This window comes from Gibbsiella dentisursi (genome assembly GCF_039539505.1).
GTDB lineage: Bacteria > Pseudomonadota > Gammaproteobacteria > Enterobacterales > Enterobacteriaceae > Gibbsiella > Gibbsiella quercinecans.
Genome location: NZ_BAABDG010000007.1, coordinates 758,385 through 776,325, shown reverse-complemented (window position 1 = coordinate 776,325; position 17,941 = coordinate 758,385). Strand labels below are relative to the sequence as shown.

At 59.1% G+C, this 17,941-nt stretch carries 15 protein-coding genes; 12 read left to right on the top strand and 3 right to left on the bottom strand.

The window, feature by feature from the left end:
• Window positions 1–2 precede the first annotated feature (2 nt).
• The 3 genes from recO to acpS all read left to right on the top strand — a co-directional run bounded on the left by recO (window position 3) and on the right by acpS (window position 1,921).
• On the top strand, window positions 3–734 hold the full coding sequence (gene recO, locus ABFX35_RS17660) for a DNA repair protein RecO (RefSeq protein WP_279023810.1): 732 nt from the start codon (window positions 3–5) through the stop codon (window positions 732–734).
• Window positions 735–809: 75 nt separating this feature from the next.
• Window positions 810–1,541 carry a pyridoxine 5'-phosphate synthase gene (gene pdxJ, locus ABFX35_RS17655; protein WP_279023812.1) on the top strand — a complete coding sequence of 244 codons (732 nt, stop codon included), beginning with the start codon at window positions 810–812 and terminating at the stop codon, window positions 1,539–1,541.
• Window positions 1,541–1,921, top strand: a complete 381-nt coding sequence (gene acpS, locus ABFX35_RS17650) for a holo-ACP synthase (protein WP_095847569.1) — start codon at window positions 1,541–1,543, stop codon at window positions 1,919–1,921. Before pdxJ ends, acpS begins: the two co-directional genes overlap by 1 nt.
• Window positions 1,922–1,956: 35 nt before the next feature.
• Here acpS and ABFX35_RS17645 read toward each other — a convergent pair whose 3' ends face one another.
• Both ABFX35_RS17645 and ABFX35_RS17640 read right to left on the bottom strand, forming a co-directional pair.
• Window positions 1,957–2,217, bottom strand: coding sequence for a YfhL family 4Fe-4S dicluster ferredoxin (locus tag ABFX35_RS17645; RefSeq protein WP_346082326.1), 261 nt, complete (start codon window positions 2,215–2,217; stop codon window positions 1,957–1,959).
• Between the two features lie 55 nt (window positions 2,218–2,272).
• Window positions 2,273–3,121 carry a MurR/RpiR family transcriptional regulator gene (locus tag ABFX35_RS17640; RefSeq protein WP_095847572.1) on the bottom strand — a complete coding sequence of 283 codons (849 nt, stop codon included), beginning with the start codon at window positions 3,119–3,121 and terminating at the stop codon, window positions 2,273–2,275.
• Between the two features lie 149 nt (window positions 3,122–3,270).
• Here ABFX35_RS17640 and murQ point away from each other — a divergent pair, with 149 nt between their 5' ends.
• From murQ to tadA, 3 genes are all read left to right on the top strand, one after another.
• Window positions 3,271–4,170, top strand: a complete 900-nt coding sequence (gene murQ, locus ABFX35_RS17635) for an N-acetylmuramic acid 6-phosphate etherase (RefSeq protein ID WP_346082325.1) — start codon at window positions 3,271–3,273, stop codon at window positions 4,168–4,170.
• Window positions 4,171–4,299: 129 nt separating this feature from the next.
• Window positions 4,300–4,956, top strand: coding sequence for a phosphatidylglycerophosphatase C (gene yfhb / locus ABFX35_RS17630; RefSeq protein ID WP_279023820.1), 657 nt, complete (start codon window positions 4,300–4,302; stop codon window positions 4,954–4,956).
• A gap of 133 nt (window positions 4,957–5,089) precedes the next feature.
• On the top strand, window positions 5,090–5,596 hold the full coding sequence (gene tadA, locus ABFX35_RS17625) for a tRNA adenosine(34) deaminase TadA (RefSeq protein ID WP_346082324.1): 507 nt from the start codon (window positions 5,090–5,092) through the stop codon (window positions 5,594–5,596).
• A gap of 16 nt (window positions 5,597–5,612) precedes the next feature.
• Here tadA and mltF read toward each other — a convergent pair whose 3' ends face one another.
• Window positions 5,613–7,058, bottom strand: a complete 1,446-nt coding sequence (gene mltF, locus ABFX35_RS17620; protein WP_346082323.1) for a membrane-bound lytic murein transglycosylase MltF — start codon at window positions 7,056–7,058, stop codon at window positions 5,613–5,615.
• Between the two features lie 279 nt (window positions 7,059–7,337).
• Here mltF and purL point away from each other — a divergent pair, with 279 nt between their 5' ends.
• From purL to glnB, 6 genes are all read left to right on the top strand, one after another.
• Complete coding sequence (gene purL / locus ABFX35_RS17615) at window positions 7,338–11,228, top strand: phosphoribosylformylglycinamidine synthase (protein ID WP_346082322.1); 3,891 nt, start codon at window positions 7,338–7,340, stop codon at window positions 11,226–11,228.
• Window positions 11,229–12,204: 976 nt separating this feature from the next.
• The gene (locus ABFX35_RS17610) at window positions 12,205–13,641 is read left to right on the top strand and encodes a sensor histidine kinase (RefSeq protein ID WP_346082321.1); all 1,437 of its coding nucleotides are present in this window, start codon (window positions 12,205–12,207) and stop codon (window positions 13,639–13,641) included.
• Window positions 13,642–13,644: 3 nt separating this feature from the next.
• Window positions 13,645–14,499: a two-component system QseEF-associated lipoprotein QseG gene (qseG, locus tag ABFX35_RS17605; protein ID WP_346082320.1), complete on the top strand. Its 855-nt coding sequence runs from the start codon at window positions 13,645–13,647 to the stop codon at window positions 14,497–14,499.
• Window positions 14,496–15,833: a two-component system response regulator GlrR gene (glrR, locus tag ABFX35_RS17600; RefSeq protein WP_095847580.1), complete on the top strand. Its 1,338-nt coding sequence runs from the start codon at window positions 14,496–14,498 to the stop codon at window positions 15,831–15,833. The genes qseG and glrR overlap by 4 nt, the downstream gene beginning before the upstream one ends.
• 130 nt (window positions 15,834–15,963) lie before the next feature.
• Window positions 15,964–17,586: an NAD+ synthase gene (locus ABFX35_RS17595; RefSeq protein ID WP_346082319.1), complete on the top strand. Its 1,623-nt coding sequence runs from the start codon at window positions 15,964–15,966 to the stop codon at window positions 17,584–17,586.
• A 13-nt stretch (window positions 17,587–17,599) separates the two neighbouring features.
• On the top strand, window positions 17,600–17,938 hold the full coding sequence (gene glnB / locus ABFX35_RS17590) for a nitrogen regulatory protein P-II (protein ID WP_095847582.1): 339 nt from the start codon (window positions 17,600–17,602) through the stop codon (window positions 17,936–17,938).
• Window positions 17,939–17,941 lie beyond the last annotated feature (3 nt).

Sequence of the window (17,941 nt, the reverse complement as noted above, 5' to 3'; positions counted from 1 at the left end):
TCATGGATGGCTGGGAGCGCGCTTTCGTCCTGCATGGGCGGCCGTACAGTGAAACCAGCCTGATGCTGGATCTGTTCACGGAAGGGCATGGCCGGGTGCGTTTACTGGCCAAAGGCGCGCGCAGCCGCCGTTCCAATCTGAAGGGCTCGCTGCAGCCCTTTACGCCGCTGCTGGTGCGCTGGGGCGGGCGCGGCGAAATCAAAACGCTGCGCGGCGCAGAGGCCGTCTCTCTTGGTTTACCGCTCAGCGGCATGATGCTCTACAGCGGCCTGTATGTGAACGAGCTGTTGTCGCGCGTGCTGGAGCAGGAAGCCAACTACTCAGTGCTGTTTTTCGATTACCTGCAGTGTTTGCAGGCGCTGGCCGGCGAGGACAGTTCGCCGGAGCACGCCCTGCGCCAGTTTGAGTTGGCGCTGTTGCATCACCTGGGGTATGGCGTTGATTTCCTGCACTGCGCCGGCAGCGGTCAGCCTGTCGATGACGGCATGACCTACCGCTACCGCGAAGAAAAGGGCTTTATCGCCAGCCTGGTGGTGGATCACTACAGCTTCACCGGCCGCGAGCTGCGGGCGCTAGCGCAGCGCCAGTTTCCTGACGCGGCGACGCTGCGCGCCGCCAAACGCTTTACCCGCATCGCGCTGAAACCCTACCTGGGCGGCAAGCCGTTGAAAAGCCGCGAGCTGTTTCGCCAGTTCGTGCGCAAAGCCTCCCCACCGCCGGTCGACGACGCCTAGTCGCTTTCTGCTTTTGCCGTTTTCCGCCAGCGTGTAAACTGCCTGTACTTTGTCATTGTTATTTAGAAGGTTGTCATGGCTGATTTATTGCTCGGCGTTAACATCGATCATATCGCCACGTTACGTAACGCGCGCGGAACCCAATACCCGGATCCGGTTCAGGCGGCATTTATTGCCGAGCAGGCAGGCGCGGACGGCATTACGGTGCACCTGCGTGAAGACCGCCGTCATATCACCGATCGCGACGTGCGCCTGCTGCGCCAAACTATCCAGACGCGCATGAATCTGGAAATGGCGGTGACGGATGAAATGGTGGCGATTGCCGTTGAGCTTAAGCCGCACTTCTGCTGCCTGGTGCCGGAAAAACGCGAAGAGGTCACTACCGAGGGCGGCCTGGATGTCGCCGGCCAGTTGGATAAAATGGCGGTGGCCGTGGCACGCCTGGCGCAGGCGGGGATTGCGGTTTCTTTGTTTATCGATCCTGACGCGCGCCAGATTGATGCTGCGGTCGCCGTCGGCGCGCCGTTTATCGAAATCCACACCGGTGCCTATGCCGATGCGCAGGGCGAACAGGCCACCCAGGCTGAACTGACGCGCATTGTTGAAGCGGCGCGCTACGCCGCCAGCAAAGGGCTGAAAGTGAATGCCGGCCATGGCCTGACCTACCATAACGTGCAGCCGATCGCCGCGCTGCCGGAAATGCATGAGCTGAATATCGGCCACGCGATTATCGGCCAGGCGGTAATGAGTGGTCTGCCGGTTGCGGTGGCGCAGATGAAGCAACTGATGCGGGAAGCCCGCCGCTGATGGCTGTGCTGGGGCTGGGCACCGACATCGTTGAAATCGCGCGCATCGAAGCCGTGGTGGCGCGCAGCGGCGATCGTCTGGCGCGGCGCGTGCTCAATCAGGCGGAGTGGGCGCTGTTTCTGCAACATCAGCAGCCGGTGCGCTTTTTAGCCAAGCGTTTTGCGGTCAAGGAAGCGGCGGCGAAAGCGTTCGGCACCGGCATCCGCAATGGCCTGGCCTTCAATCAGTTCGAGGTGTTCAACGACGCGCTCGGTAAACCCAACATTCGCCTGCACGCGCGCGCCGCGGAGCTGGCGCAGCAAATGGGCATCACGTCGATTCATGTATCACTGGCGGATGAACGCCGCTACGCCTGCGCGACGGTGATTATCGAAGGCTAAACGTAGGGCTTTGCGAAACTGCGCCGGCCGCGGGTTTATAGCCGGTCGGCGTGGTGCAGCACCACGAACTTTTCCCACAGCTGTTCCTGGCTTTCCACCCGCTGCGGATCGGTAATGATGGTGTTATCGATAGGGCAAACCTGCTGGCAGGTCGGGGTATCATAATGGCCGACGCATTCCGTGCAGCGGTCGCTATCTATCTGGTAAATATTGTCCCCCATTGAGATGGCCTGATTAGGGCACTCTGGTTCGCACATATCGCAGTTGATGCATTTACGTGTGATTAGCAGGGCCATGGTCAATCTCTCATTTATTTACAGGGGGAACTTTTCGGAGCGCAGATTATACGCGTTACACCAATTTTTTCATCAATTGTTCGCTGTGGCGGATGCGATCGCGCGCGTGATCGGGATCGTGCTGGATCAGCGCCATGAAGAGCAGATCGGTCAGCGCGAACTGCGCCGTGCTGGAAGAGATCGCTGCGCTGCGGGTATTGGGCTCTTCGGCGATGGTATACAGGCAGTGATCGGCCCGCTGCTGCAGGGCGTTGGGGGTAAAGCTGGTCAACGCCAGCACGCTGGCGCCGGCAAGGCGCGCCTCTTCCGCTGCCAGATTCACTTCCCGCCGCGCACCGCTGAATGAAATCGCCACCAGCAAATCCTGTTTTTCCATCGCCTGCACCGCGGCCAACTGCACGTGGGTATCTGCTTCGGCGGTGGCCATCACCCCGATTTTAAGCAGCTTGAAGCAAAAATCCTTGGCCACCAGGCTGGAGGCGCCCACGCCCACCAGGATAATGCGCCGCGCCTGGCGCAGCATCTCCAGCGCTTGCGCCAGGCGATCCTCACTGTTGATATCAAGCGTAGCACGCAGCGCCGCCTGCTTTTCGGCCAGCAGTTTTTCACCCACGGTCTTCAGCGCGTCACTGCTGAGGATCTGGTTGTGCACCGGCACCACCGTTTCTGCCGGCGCATGGGCCAGGGTTTCATTGAGCGCCAGTTTCAGCGCCGGGAAGCCTTTGTAGCCCATTTTTTGGGCGAATTTCACCACCGCTGACTGGCTCACTCCGATGAGATCGGCCAGCTTTTGCGAACTGATATGGCAAACCTGCTCGGTATTGTGCAAAAGAAAGTCCGCCAGTTTGCGATCGTTCTGCGCCAACGTTGGGTACAGTTGGCGAATGCGCAGTAAGGTATTCATTGAATCCTTTCCATTGAGCCAGCGGGGGGCTGGCAGTCAAAAAACGTTAAATTTTTCCGTGCGTACGCATTTAAAATAGCAAATAGCGCTCGCTTTGTTGCATAAAGTATTCAAAAATTAATCAATTAGAGAATCGAAAAGGTGATGAGATGGATTTAGGGGCTTTAGTATCAGAAACCCGCAATCCGGCGACCATGGCGCTTGATGAGATGAGCACGCTGGAGATGGTAGCCTGCTTTAACCGGGAAGATCACAACGTGCCGGAGGCAGTGGCGCAGGTATTGCCGGCGATCGCGCAGGCGGTGGATCTGGCCGCGGCGGCGCTGCAGGCCGGCGGGCGCTTAATCTACCTGGGGGCGGGCACCAGCGGCCGCCTGGGAGTACTGGACGCTTCGGAATGCCCACCGACCTTTGGCGTGCCGCATGGCATGGTGGTGGGGCTGATCGCCGGCGGGCCGGGTGCGTTGCTGAAAGCGGTGGAAGGGGCGGAAGATAATGCCGCCTTGGGCGAAGAAGACCTGCGGGCGTTAAACCTGGCCGCCACCGATATGGTGATTGGCCTGGCCGCTTCCGGGCGCACGCCGTATGTGATCGGCGCATTGCGCTATGCGCGCCAGTTGGGCTGCCCGACGGCGGCTATTTCCTGCAATCCCGGTTCGCCGATAGCAAAAGAAGCGCAGGTGGCCATTTCCCCGGTGGTCGGCCCCGAAGCGCTGACCGGCTCCACGCGCATGAAGTCCGGCACTGCGCAAAAGCTGGTGTTGAATATGATCTCAACCGGCGCGATGGTCAAACTGGGCAAGGTGTATCAGAACCTGATGGTGGATGTGAAAGCCACCAATGAAAAGCTGGTGGATCGCGCCTGCCGTATCGTCGTCGAAGCCACCGGCGCGGAACGTAGCGCGGCGCAGGCGGCGCTGGCGCAAACGGGGTTTGAGGTAAAACCAGCTATCCTGATGATACTGGCCGGCGTTGACGCAGCAGAAGCGCAGCGGCGCCTGCGCCAGCACCAGGGCTATTTGCGTGCGGCGTTAGGCCCGCAGCTCTGATGGCCGGCGTTGGGGCCGTGCCGGTATCCGGAGTGCGGCCTTAGTTGTCTCTGCCCGGCGGGGTGATTACGATAGCCGCTGGGCGCATGTTTGCCCGAATGCTGGGTTTACCCTCCAAAGGAGTCAGGTTTGAATGACCAACAGGGCCAGGAGGCCATAGAAGGTTACCGCGTCGTCTTTTTCGATCTGGACGGTACGTTGCATCAGGAAGACATGTTCGGCAGCTTTCTGCGCTTTTTGCTGCGTAATATGCCATTGAACTTGCTGTTGGTGGTGCCGCTGTTGCCAATCGTCGGGCTGGCCATGCTGGTGATGGGGCGCGCGGCGCGCTGGCCGATGAGCGTGCTGCTGTGGGCCATCACCTTCGGCCGTCGCGAAGCCCGGTTGAAAGCGCTGGAGCAGCAGTTCGTCAGCGAGTTCCGCGCGAAGGTCACCGCTTTTCCCGTGGTGCAGCTGCGCCTGCGGCAATACCTTGAATCACACGATGCCCAGGTGTGGTTGATCACCGGCTCGCCAGAGCGCCTGGTGGAGCAGGTCTATCGCGATTCGGCTTTTCTGCCCGGGGTGCGGCTAGTGGGCAGCCAGATGGCGCGCCGCCACGGCGGCTGGGTGCTGGCAATGCGCTGTCTTGGCGTGCAGAAAGTGGTGCAGTTGGAACAACGGCTGGGCGCGCCGCTCAAGCTGTACAGCGGCTACAGCGACAGCAAGCAGGACAACCCGCTGCTGTTTTTTTGCGAACACCGTTGGCGGGTGAGCAAGAAGGGGGAACTGCAGCAGTTGGAATGAAAAAAGGGCGGATTTCCGCCCTTGTTGTTTCTGGCGGCGTAGCCTAATGATGACTGCGGGCACTCACGCAGCATTGCCGGGCCCTGCCGGGTGTGTATAATGCCCGCCGCAAAAGCGCCCGAGGAGCCACGCCATGACCGAATATAATGATGAATACTGGATGCGCCAGGCATTGCGGCTTGCCCTGCGTGCGCAGGAGGAAGGCGAAGTGCCGGTCGGGGCGCTGCTGGTGCTGGATAACCAGGTGATTGGCGAAGGCTGGAACCGGCCGATTGGCCGCCACGATCCAACGGCCCATGCGGAAATTATGGCGCTGCGCCAGGGCGGGGCGGTGTTGCAAAACTACCGTTTGCTGAACGCCACGCTGTACGTGACGCTAGAGCCGTGCGTTATGTGCGCCGGCGCGATGATCCACAGCCGCATCGGCCGCCTGGTCTACGGCGCGGCGGATATGAAAACCGGCGCGGCCGGTTCGTTGCTGGATATCCTGCGCCACCCTGGCATGAATCACCAACTGACTATTACCGCCGGTGTGTTAGCCGATGACTGTGCGGGGATGCTGAGCGCGTTCTTCCGCCAGCGCCGCGAGCAGCAAAAGGCCTTAAAGCTGGCGCGCCGCGCGGAGAAAGGCGAGCAATAAGCGTGGGCCATGCGGCTCACCGCTGTTGATTGAGCGCCAGCTCCGGCGCAACGGCCGGGTAGCTATACTTCTGCGTTGCCGCTTTCTTTTCTTTTTCCACCAGATACCCTACCAGGCTGACGTGATAGCGGCGGATATTCTCTACGTAGGAGTAAGCCTCGCGCCCGCGTGCGTAGCCGTAGGTCAGATGCGGATAATAGCGTTTCTGGCTGAGCATCGGCAGGCGTTGTTTTACATCCACCCAACTGTCCGGATTGCCTTTTTGCATTTTTGTCAGTTTGCGAGCATCCAGCATATGGCCCCAGCCCATGTTATAGGCAGCCAAGGCAAACCAGATACGCTCATCTTCCGGCACGCTGTCCGGCACCTTGTCCATCAGGCGCTGTAGGTAGAGCGCGCCGCCCTGGATGCTTTCTTCCGGATCCAGGCGATTATTCACCCCCAGCCCGTCGGCCGTGGCGCGTGTCAGCATCATCAGACCGCGTACGCCGGTAGGGGAGGTGGCCTGCGGGTTCCAGTGTGATTCCTGATAGGCGATCGCCGCCAGCAACGTCCAATCGATCTCATTGGCATAATGTTCAAACAGCGTGCGGAAGTTCGGCAGCACGGTATCGATCGCCGAGAGAAACGTCTTGGTATCGACATAATCAAAGCTGCCAACGTGGCCAAGGTATTTTTCTTCCAGCTTTGCCAGCGTGCCGTCTTCCACCATCTTGCTATAGAAATCGAGCATCGCCGCGTACAGGCTGTCGTCATTCGTGCGTTTGAAATACCAGGTGACGGGTTCTTCGTCGGTCACGTCGAACGCCACCGCCAACTGTGGATGGATGCGCTGCAGCAGGGCGATCGTCACCGAATCACCCACGGTGTAATCCAGCTTGTTGTCGGCAACCTGTTCGAGCAGCTCTTTTGAGGTTTGGTCGCTGGCTGCTTCCCAACTGAGCGCCGGGAAGGTGGCCTGCTTGAGCTGTTTCAGCGTGCTGGCATGCGCCGAGCCGGAAGCAACCCCCAGCCGGCCTTTAATATCGGCAAAGCTTTTCGGCCGCGGCGTGCCCAGGCGATAGACTAACTGCTGGGAAACAGAGTAATAAGCCGGGCCGGTGCGCGCACGGCTGATGCGCTCCTGGTTGTAGATCAGCCCGGCGGCCAGCAGATCGGCATCGCCGTCGTCCAGATCGTCAAACAGATCGTTGATGTTCTGGTGCGCCTGCACAACCAACTTCACGCCCAGGTAATCGGCAAAGCGTTTTGCCAGCTCGTAGTCAAGCCCTCCCGGCCCTTGCGGGGTCGAGAAGTAGGTGACCGGTGAATTTAACGTGCTAATCCGTAGTTCCCCACGGGATTTGATGGCATCAAGTTGCCCACCCTGCCCACTGCGCCAGGCAATATTGGGCCATAAGGCAAGCGCCAGGAGCAAGGCGACAATACCGATCAGTATGTAATTTATTTTTATACGTTTCAAAAAGTTATCCGCTGGTGACACATAAACACCGCTGGTTTTCTACCGTAAATTTGTTATGGTTAAATCAACAGTGTCGGGGCATTTTGCGCAACAAAACGCCAGTGTGCAACTTTATTGACACGTTATGACAATTTGCCGGGCCGGTGTGCTTTTATTAATTATCGCCACGCAAACGGTTTCGTCTGCGGCGTGGATTCTCTATAATGGCGCGCGTTTTCCCCCTGTTGCGCCCAATGAAGTGCTGAAGTCAGTTGCTTCGAAGACGAGAGAACTTTGATTATGGAAATACTGCGTGGTTCGCCCGCTTTGTCGGCCTTTCGTATTACTAAACTGCTGTCCCGCTTTCAGGACGCTCAACTTCCGGTTAGTGATATTTACGCCGAATACGTTCACTTTGCCGATGTCAGCGCGCCGCTAAGCGCTGAAGAGCACGCCAAACTGCAGCGCCTGCTCAAATACGGCCCCTCTCTCGCCGAACACGCCCCTGAAGGGCGGCTGCTGCTGGTGACCCCGCGCCCCGGCACCATTTCGCCGTGGTCTTCCAAAGCGACCGATATTGCCCGTAACTGCGGCCTGGCGCAGGTTGTGCGCCTGGAGCGCGGCCTGGCGTTTTACGTCACGGCGCCGCAGTTGGCGCCGGCCCAGTGGCAGCAACTGGCGGCGCTGCTGCACGATCGCATGATGGAAACCGTATTCAGCGATTTGCAGCAGGCCGAGCAACTGTTTTCCCATCATCAACCGGCGCCGTACCAGACGGTGGACGTGTTGGGTGAAGGGCATGCGGCGCTGGAGCAGGCCAACGTCCGGCTGGGGCTGGCGTTGGCGCAGGATGAAATCGACTATCTGCTGCAGGCCTTTACCGGCCTGGGGCGCAACCCGACCGACATCGAACTGTATATGTTCGCGCAGGCCAACTCCGAGCACTGCCGCCACAAAATTTTCAATGCCGATTGGATCATCGACGGCGAACAGCAGCCCAAATCGCTGTTCAAAATGATCAAAAACACCTTCGAGAAAACCCCCGACTACGTGCTGTCTGCCTATAAGGACAATGCCGCGGTGATGGAAGGCTCATCGGTTGGGCGTTTCTTCGCTGCGCCGGAAAACGGCAAATATGATTATCATCAGGAAGATGCGCATATCCTGATGAAGGTGGAAACCCACAACCACCCAACGGCGATCTCGCCGTGGCCAGGGGCGGCAACCGGCTCCGGCGGTGAGATCCGCGATGAAGGCGCTACCGGGCGCGGCGCCAAGCCTAAAGCGGGCCTGGTGGGGTTCTCGGTTTCCAACCTGCGCATTCCGGGGTTTGAACAGCCGTGGGAGCAGGATTTCGGCAAGCCGGCACGCATTGTGACCGCGCTGGATATCATGACCGACGGCCCGCTGGGCGGCGCAGCGTTTAATAACGAATTCGGCCGTCCGGCGCTGGTGGGCTACTTCCGCACCTATGAAGAACAGGTCAACAGCCACAACGGCGTTGAGCTGCGCGGTTACCATAAACCGATCATGCTGGCCGGCGGCATCGGCAACATTCGTGCCGAACACGTGCAGAAAGGGGAAATCACCGTCGGCGCCAAGCTGGTGGTGCTGGGCGGCCCGGCGATGAACATCGGCCTGGGCGGCGGTGCGGCTTCTTCCATGGCTTCCGGCCAGTCTGACGCCGATCTGGACTTTGCTTCGGTGCAGCGCGACAACCCGGAAATGGAACGCCGCTGCCAGGAAGTGATCGACCGCTGCTGGCAACTGGGGCAGGCAAACCCGATTCTGTTTATCCACGATGTGGGCGCCGGCGGCCTTTCGAACGCCATGCCGGAGCTGGTGAGCGACGGCGGCCGCGGTGGCCGCTTTGAGCTGCGCGATATTCTTAACGATGAGCCGGGCATGAGCCCGCTGGAAGTGTGGTGTAACGAATCTCAGGAGCGTTACGTACTGGCGGTAGCGCCGGAGCAGATGGCACAGTTCGACGAAATCTGTCGCCGTGAGCGCGCGCCGTATGCGGTGATTGGCGAAGCCACCGAAGAACAGCACCTGTCGTTGAGCGATCGCCACTTTGGCAATAAGCCTATCGATATGCCGCTGGACGTGCTGTTGGGCAAAACGCCGAAGATGACCCGCGATGTGACGCACTTACCTGCGCCTGGCGAAGCGATCGATCGTGCTGGCATCACTCTCGCCGATGCGGTAAAACGCGTGCTGCATTTGCCGGCCGTGGCCGAGAAGACCTTCCTGATCACCATCGGCGACCGTACCGTAACCGGTATGGTGGCGCGCGATCAGATGGTCGGCCCCTGGCAGGTGCCGGTGGCCGATTGCGCGGTGACCACCGCCAGCCTGGACAGCTATTACGGCGAGGCGATGTCGATCGGCGAACGTGCGCCGGTGGCGCTGTTGGATTTTGCCGCTTCCGGCCGCCTGGCGGTGGGAGAAGCGTTGACCAACCTGGCGGCAACGGATATCGGCTCGCTGAAGCGCGTGAAACTTTCCGCCAACTGGATGGCCGCAGCCGGCCACCCGGGCGAAGACGCCGGCCTGTATGATGCCGTGAAGGCGGTGGGCGAAGAACTGTGCCCGGCGCTTGGCATTACCATTCCGGTGGGCAAAGACTCCATGTCGATGAAAACCCGCTGGCAGGAAGGTAACGAACAACGCGAGATGATTTCGCCGCTGTCGCTGGTGATCACCGCGTTCGCCCGCGTGGAAGACGTGCGCCGCACCGTGACGCCGCAGCTGCGTACGGATAAAGGCGACACCGAACTGCTGCTGATCGATTTGGGCAACGGCCACAACGCACTGGGGGCAACGGCGCTGGCGCAGGTTTATCGCCAACTGGGTGACAAACCGGCCGATGTACGCAGCGCCGAACAACTGGCGGGCTTCTTTAATGCCATGCAGCAGTTGGTGGCCGACGGTGCACTGCTGGCCTATCACGATCGCGCCGACGGCGGCCTGCTGGTCACGCTGGCGGAAATGGCCTTTGCCGGCCACTGCGGCGTGGAAGTGGATATTCAGGCGCTGGGCAGCGATGCGCTGGCGGCATTGTTCAATGAAGAACTGGGCGCAGTGATCCAGGTTACGGCTGAACAGCGCGCGGCGGTGCAACAGGTGTTTGTTCAGCATGGCCTGGTGGATAACGTACACCCGATTGGCCGCGTGCAAGCGGGCGATCGCTTTGTTATCACCCAGGGCGGCAAGCCGGTGTACAGCGAAAGCCGTACCCATCTGCGCACCTGGTGGGCAGAGACCACCTGGCAGATGCAGCGCCTGCGTGACAACCCAGAGTGCGCCGATCAGGAACATCAGGCCAAGCAGGACGACAACGATCCGGGCCTGAACGTGAAGCTGACCTTCGCACCGGAAGAAGACGTCGCCGCGCCTTATATCGCCACCGGCGCGCGGCCGAAGGTTGCCGTGCTGCGTGAGCAGGGCGTCAACTCGCACGTGGAAATGGCCGCGGCGTTCCACCGCGCCGGCTTCGATGCGGTGGATGTGCACATGAGCGATCTGCTGGCCGGGCGTATCGGCCTGGAAGATTTCCACACGCTGGTGGCCTGCGGCGGGTTCTCTTACGGTGACGTGCTGGGGGCTGGGGAGGGCTGGGCGAAGTCTATCCTGTTCAATGCGCGCGTACGCGATGAATTCGAAACCTTCTTCCACCGCCCGCAGACCTTGGCATTAGGGGTGTGTAACGGTTGCCAGATGATGTCTAACCTGCGTGAACTGATCCCAGGTGCCGAGCATTGGCCGCGCTTTGTCCGCAACCTGTCAGAGCGCTTTGAGGCGCGTTTCAGCCTGGTGGAAGTGGCGGCAAGCCCCTCGCTGTTTATGGACGGTATGGCCGGTTCCCGGATGCCGATTGCGGTTTCCCACGGCGAAGGCCATGTGGAAGTGCGTGATGCCGCGCACCTGGCGGCGCTGGAAAGCAGCAGCCTGGTGGCGCTGCGGTTTGTTGATAACGCTGGCCAGGTAACCGAAACTTACCCAGCTAACCCGAATGGTTCGCCGAATGGGATCACGGCGGTGACCAGCGCCAACGGCCGCGCTACCGTGATGATGCCGCACCCGGAACGCGTGTTCCGTACGGTCAGCAACTCATGGCACCCGGATTCATGGGGTGAAGATAGCCCATGGATGCGTATGTTCCGCAATGCGCGTAAGCAATTAGGGTGATCGCGCTGAGGTAAATCATTCTCACCATGCGCCGGGGCGGCGCGTCAGTGAGTGGCCGGGAGCAGAGAGCATTCTGCTTTCGGGGCGTGCTGGCGTAGCCAACTTGAAGTATGACGAGTATCCGCCTGTGTAACGTTGGCCGCTGCTGCGGCCAACGTGTTTTGTTGACCACCCGCATTGTTGTGCCTGATATCCGCCATTGTCGGTTTTTAGCGACAAACCTGATTTCGCTTGTCGCTAAAAGGTGACATGTAATCCATTGATTTACATTATTTTTATATTTTCTGTGTTTGGATGTCGGGTTTTGGCGACGGTATAGCGAATTATCGTACGCCATTTGCCGGGCATTCCCCGATGAATTATCTATGTTATAAAATAAAACTTATTATTTTCAATTTGTTATTTTTTATTTTGCAAGTTTGGCACGCCACGTGCATTATACCCACCAGTTGCTCATTCAACTTTTTATGATGGTCCGGCATAGATCGGCAACATACCTCATAAGCCCAGAATGATGCCAAAGAAATGGTGCCTATCGTCCAACCAAACCGATAACAGCCGCGCAAGCGCTTTATCAAGCATCGGGCGACACGTGGAGTGAGGCACCGCCTGTATTGAATTTTGGTGAAGCTCTCATCAAAACCGGATGCTCTCCGCCCTGGCTGCCTGGCGCAGCAATAACGATGTCACTTGTAGTGATATCGGCCTGGGGCGAAACACAGCATCCACGCATTCCTGCTGCGGGGCACTGCGTTGCCCCGCACTTCTCTGCCTTATCCGCTAAGCCGTCCCTTTCCGCCGTCTCTATTCTTTCTGCCAACGCTGCTTTGGCGCCAAATACCGCTGCAAGGTGGGTAAATCGGTGCTTTTTTAACGCTTATCCTGGCAGGGTGCCGTGGATCAGTGGATTCTTCCCACCTGGGCTTTTTTCTTACCGGCGACTCGGTTAGCATCACAGCAGAAGAGAAACCATGAGATGATTTCGTTGAAAAAATGGCGTATATCCCCGCGCTCGCTGCGCCAACTGGTATTGATGGCCTTCCTGCTGGTATTGCTGCCATTACTGGTTCTGGCGTATCAGGCCTACCAGAGCCTGGACCACCTGAGTGCGCAGGCGGCGGACATTAACCGCACCACGCTGGTTGATGCGCGCCGCAGTGAAGCGATGACCAGCGTGGCGCTGGAAATGGAACGCAGCTACCGCCAATACTGCGTGCTGGTGGATCCAACGCTGGCGCGGCTTTACCAAAATCAGCGCAAGCAGTATTCACAAATGTTAGATGCCCATGCGCCGGTGCTGCCGGACGAGCGCTATTATCAAACGTTGCGCGGCCTGCTGACGCAACTGGCGGCGATAAAATGCCACAATAGCGGCCCCGACGCCGATACCTCTGAATTGCTGGAATCTTTCTCCCGCTCAAATGCTGAAATGGTCCAGGCAACGCGCACGGTGGTATTTTCCCGTGGCCAGCAGTTGCAACGGGCGATCGCCGAGCGCGGCCAGTTCTTTGGCTGGCAGGCGCTGCTGCTGTTTCTGGTCAGCGTGTTGCTGGTGGGCTTGTTCACCCGGATGATCATCGGCCCGGTCAAGGCGGTAGAACGCATGATCAACCGCCTTGGCGAAGGGCGGGCGTTGGGCACCACCGCAACCTTCAAGGGGCCGCGTGAACTGCGTTCCCTGGCGCAGCGCATTATCTGGTTGAGTGAGCGCCTGGCGTGGCTGGAATCACAGCGCCATGAGTTTTTGCGCCATATTTCGCATGAATTGAAAACGCCATTGGCCAGTATGCGCGAGGGCACCGAGCTGCTGGCGGATGAAGTGGTCGGCTCGCTGACGCCGGATCAAAAAGAAGTGGTGGCGATCCTCGATCAAAGCAGCCGCCATCTGCAACGCCTGATCGAACAGTTGCTGGACTATAACCGCAAGATGGCCGATGGGCCGGCGGAACATGAAAAGGTCGCGCTGGCCGCCCTGGTCGAGGCGGTGGTCGCCGCCCACAGTTTGCCTGCGCGCGCCAAACTGATCGCAACCGAGGTGGAACTCGCGGCGGAAATTTGCTGGGCAGAGCCTACGCTATTAATGCGTGTGCTGGATAATCTCTATTCCAATGCGGTGCACTACGGCAAGGAATCCGGTAACATTTGGATCCGCAGCCGCCGGGTTGGGCAACGTGTGCAGATCGATGTCGCCAATACCGGTACGCCGATTCCCGAGTCCGAACAAGCCATGATTTTTGAGCCTTTTTTCCAGGGGAGTCACCAGCGGAAAGGGGCGGTAAAAGGAAGTGGGCTGGGGTTGAGCATTGCTCGGGACTGTATCCGCCGCATGCGTGGAGAGTTGCAGTTGGTCAGCGTAGATGGCGCTGACGTCTGCTTCCGTATTGAATTGCCATTAACCGCCGAGAATGAATAAAAAATGTCTACATGGCTTAAACGCCCACGTCGCATAACGCGTGAACGAGCAACGCAGGGAGCGTTGCTCAACAAACATCCTCTTTCTTTCTGGGGAATGCTTTTTTTAGCGCCGTTCCTGTTGGCGGGTTGCGCTGAGCGCGCCGTGAGCGGCAGCCTGGCCCTGCAACAACAAGAAACCATCCCGGACAGCAAAGTGGTGGATTTTCGCCTTGCCGCCTGCGGCACACTGTGGCAGCTCGATGAACAGGAAACGCTGGAGAATTCGCTTTACTGGCTGCGCGCCATGGAATGTGCGGAAAGCCTGAGCGCCAATCAGGCGCGCACGCTGGCGAAAACCGTGGAAAACGGCCACTGGGACGGCGCCTTCAAGCAAGCTATCCTGCTTGGCGCCGCACAGCCCATGGTGGCAGAGCGCCGGCAACAGGCCGAGCGCGTGAACAGCTACAGCCTGGAGTTCCCGAATGCGCTGCGCCCGTTGCTGCAGATCTGGAGCCAGCAGCAGGCATTGCAGATTGCGCTGGCCGATGAAAAAGCCCGCTATCAGCGGTTGCAGGAAAGCAGCGACAGCCAGATTGATGCGCTGCGCCAAAGCCAACTAGGCCTGCAAACGCAACTGCAGGAAACGTCGCGCAAGCTGGAAAACCTGACTGATATTGAGCGGCGGCTTTCTTCGCGCAAACAGTTGCAGGGCGACATTCCAGAAAATGCTACCCGGCCGGATAACAGCGGCAAGGGCAGCGCCCCAGCCAAAAAGGCAGCGCCGGAATCTATGCCGGAGAAGGGCACGGCGCTGCCGGTGGAGCCAGAAGATAGCGAGATGCCGCTGCCTGATAACAAGGAGTCTGACGCGCAATGACCGCACGTAAACCGGCCAACCTGTTGTTGGTAGACGATGATCCAAGCCTGTTGAAGCTGCTGGGCATGCGCCTGAGCAGTGAAGGTTTTCACGTCACCACCGCCGAAAGCGGCCAGGAGGCCTTGCGCCTGCTGGCACGTGAGCAGATCGATCTGGTGATAAGCGATCTGCGGATGGATGAAATGGACGGCATGGCGCTGTTTGCGGAAATCCAGAAGCACCAGCCGGGGATGCCGGTGATCATCCTGACCGCCCACGGTTCGATCCCGGATGCGGTCGCCGCCACCCAAAAGGGGGTGTTCAGTTTCCTCACCAAGCCGGTGGATCGCGATGCGTTGTACAAGGCGATTGACGAGGCGCTGGCGCTTGCCGCGCCGGCCGGCGATGAAAGCTGGCGTGAAGATATCATCACCCGCAGCCCGATTATGCTGCGCCTGCTGGAGCAGGCAAAAATGGTGGCGCAGTCTGACGTCAGCGTGTTGATCAATGGCCAAAGCGGCACCGGCAAAGAGGTGCTGGCCCAGGCAATCCACGGCGCCAGCCCGCGCGCAGGCAAGGCCTTTATCGCCATCAACTGCGGTGCGCTGCCGGAGCAACTGCTGGAATCGGAGCTGTTCGGTCATGCCAAAGGCGCCTTTACCGGCGCGGTGAGCAACCGTGAGGGGCTGTTCCAGGCAGCGGCGGGCGGCACGCTGTTCCTGGATGAAATCGGCGATATGCCGCTTTCTCTGCAGGTAAAGCTGCTGCGCGTATTGCAGGAGCGCAAGGTGCGCCCGCTGGGTAGCAATCGCGATCTGGACATCGACGTGCGCATTATTTCCGCCACGCACCGCGATCTGCAAAAGGCGATGGCGAAAAACGAATTCCGTGAAGATCTCTACTACCGCCTGAATGTGGTTAACCTGAAAATCCCGGCGCTGAACGAGCGTGCGGAGGACATTCCGCTGTTGGCGAACCACCTGTTGCGGGTTGCCGCTAACCGGCATAAGCCGTTTGTGCGCAGTTTCTCTACCGATGCGATGAAGCGGCTGATGACCGCCAGCTGGCCGGGCAATGTGCGCCAACTGGTCAACGTGATCGAACAGTGCGTGGCGCTGACTTCGGCGCCGGTGATCGGCGAAGCGCTGGTCGAGCAGGCGCTGGAGGGGGAAAACACCGCGTTGCCGACGTTTGTCGAAGCGCGCAATCAGTTTGAATTACACTATCTGCGCAAGCTGCTGCAGATTACCAAAGGGAACGTCACCCAGGCGGCGCGCATGGCGGGCCGCAACCGTACGGAATTCTATAAATTGTTATCGCGCCACGAATTGGACGCGAACGATTTCAAAGAATGATGTTTTCTTGCCCGGCCTGCGGTAACGCGGGTTCTCAACAAATGGCCTGGAATGTTTTACACTCCGGTTTCTTTTTTTGCGGCATGACCGTTCGTCGTGAATTTGGATCGTATTAAGCGAGATCGAAACAATGAGCAGATCACTTTCCATCGCTCTGGCCCAGCTGAATTTGCTGGTGGGCGATATTGAAGGCAACACCGAACGTATGTTGCAAATTGTGCAGGAGCAGCAGGCGGCGGGAGCCGATCTGGTTATGTTCACCGAACTGGCGCTGTCCGGCTACCCGCCGGAAGACCTGCTGTATCGCGACGATTTCTACCAGCGCTGCGATGCACAGCTGGCCCGGCTGCAGCAGGCGTCCGGCGAAGTGGGGATCCTGGTCGGCCACCCGTGGCGTGAAGACGGGGCGTTGTATAACGCGCTGTCGCTGTTCTCTGAAGGGAAACTGCTGGCGCGCTACTTTAAACAGCGCCTGCCGAACTACGGCGTTTTCGATGAGAAACGCTATTTCCGTGAAGGCACGGAAAACTGCGTAGTTGAATTGAAAGGCTACCGCTTGGGGCTGTTGATTTGCGAAGACATGTGGTTCCCGGAACCGGTCGACGCCGCCAGCGCGGCAGGGGCCGAGATCCTGCTGTCCATCAACGCTTCACCGTATAACCGTGAAAAACCGTACGTGCGTAAAACGCTGATGGCCGGCCACTGCCAGCGCACCGGGCTGCCGCTGGTGTACCTGAACCAGGTTGGCGGCCAGGATGAGCTGATTTTTGACGGTGGCTCCAAAGTGTTTGACGGCGCGGGCAATATGACCCATCGGTTGGCGGCGTTCGCCGAACAGGTGACGATGCTGCAATTCAACGATCTGGCGCCGCTGCCGATGGCGGAACCGGCGGCAGAGCTGCCGGCGCTGGCGCAAATCTACCAGGCGTTGGTGCTGGCCGTGCGTGACTACGTGACCAAAAACGGCTTCAAGGGAGCGGTGCTCGGCCTGTCCGGCGGTATCGATTCCGCACTGACGTTGGCCATTGCGGTGGATGCGTTGGGCAAAGACAAGGTTCAGGCGCTAATGATGCCGTTCCGCTACACTGCAGATATCAGCATTGCCGATGCGAAAGAAGAAGCCGAGATCCTCGGTGTGGATTTCGATATCGTCTCGATTGAGCCGATGTTTGACGCGTTTATGGGCCAGCTTGCGCCGATGTTTGCCGGCACTGAACGCGACACCACAGAAGAAAACCTGCAGGCGCGTTGCCGTGGGGTGGTGTTGATGGCGCTGTCCAATAAACGGCGCAGTATTGTGCTGACCACCGGCAACAAGAGCGAGATGGCGGTAGGTTATGCGACGCTGTACGGCGACATGGCCGGGGGCTTTGACGTGCTGAAAGATGTGCCGAAAACCCTGGTGTTCAAGCTAGCGGAATACCGTAATACCGTCTCTTACGTGATCCCGCAGCGGGTGATCGATCGTCCGCCATCCGCCGAGCTGGCGCCGGATCAAGTCGATCAGGACAGCCTGCCGCCGTACGATATCCTGGATGCGATCCTGGGCGGCTACGTGGAGCTTGATAAATCGGTGGCCGATCTGGTAGCCGAGGGCTTTGACGAAGCCACGGTGCGCAAGGTGATCCGCCTGGTCGACATTAACGAATACAAGCGCCGTCAGGCCCCCGTCGGGCCACGTATCACTGCCCGTAACTTCGGCAAGGATCGTCGCTATCCGATCACATCCGGCTTTGGCCGTAAAAATTGGTAATTAAGGAAACGCCATGAAGAAAATTGACGCTATTATCAAGCCGTTCAAACTGGATGACGTCCGCGAAGCGCTGGCTGAAGTCGGCATCACCGGGATGACCGTCACCGAAGTGAAAGGCTTTGGTCGCCAGAAAGGCCACACCGAATTGTATCGTGGTGCCGAGTACATGGTCGACTTCCTGCCGAAGGTGAAAGTGGAAATCGTCGTGCCTGACGATATCGTGGACACCTGCGTGGAAACCATCATGCAGACGGCCCAGACCGGTAAAATCGGCGATGGCAAAATCTTTGTGTTTGACGTGGCGCGGGTGATAAGGATCCGCACCGGCGAGCAGGACGAAGAGGCGATCTAATTT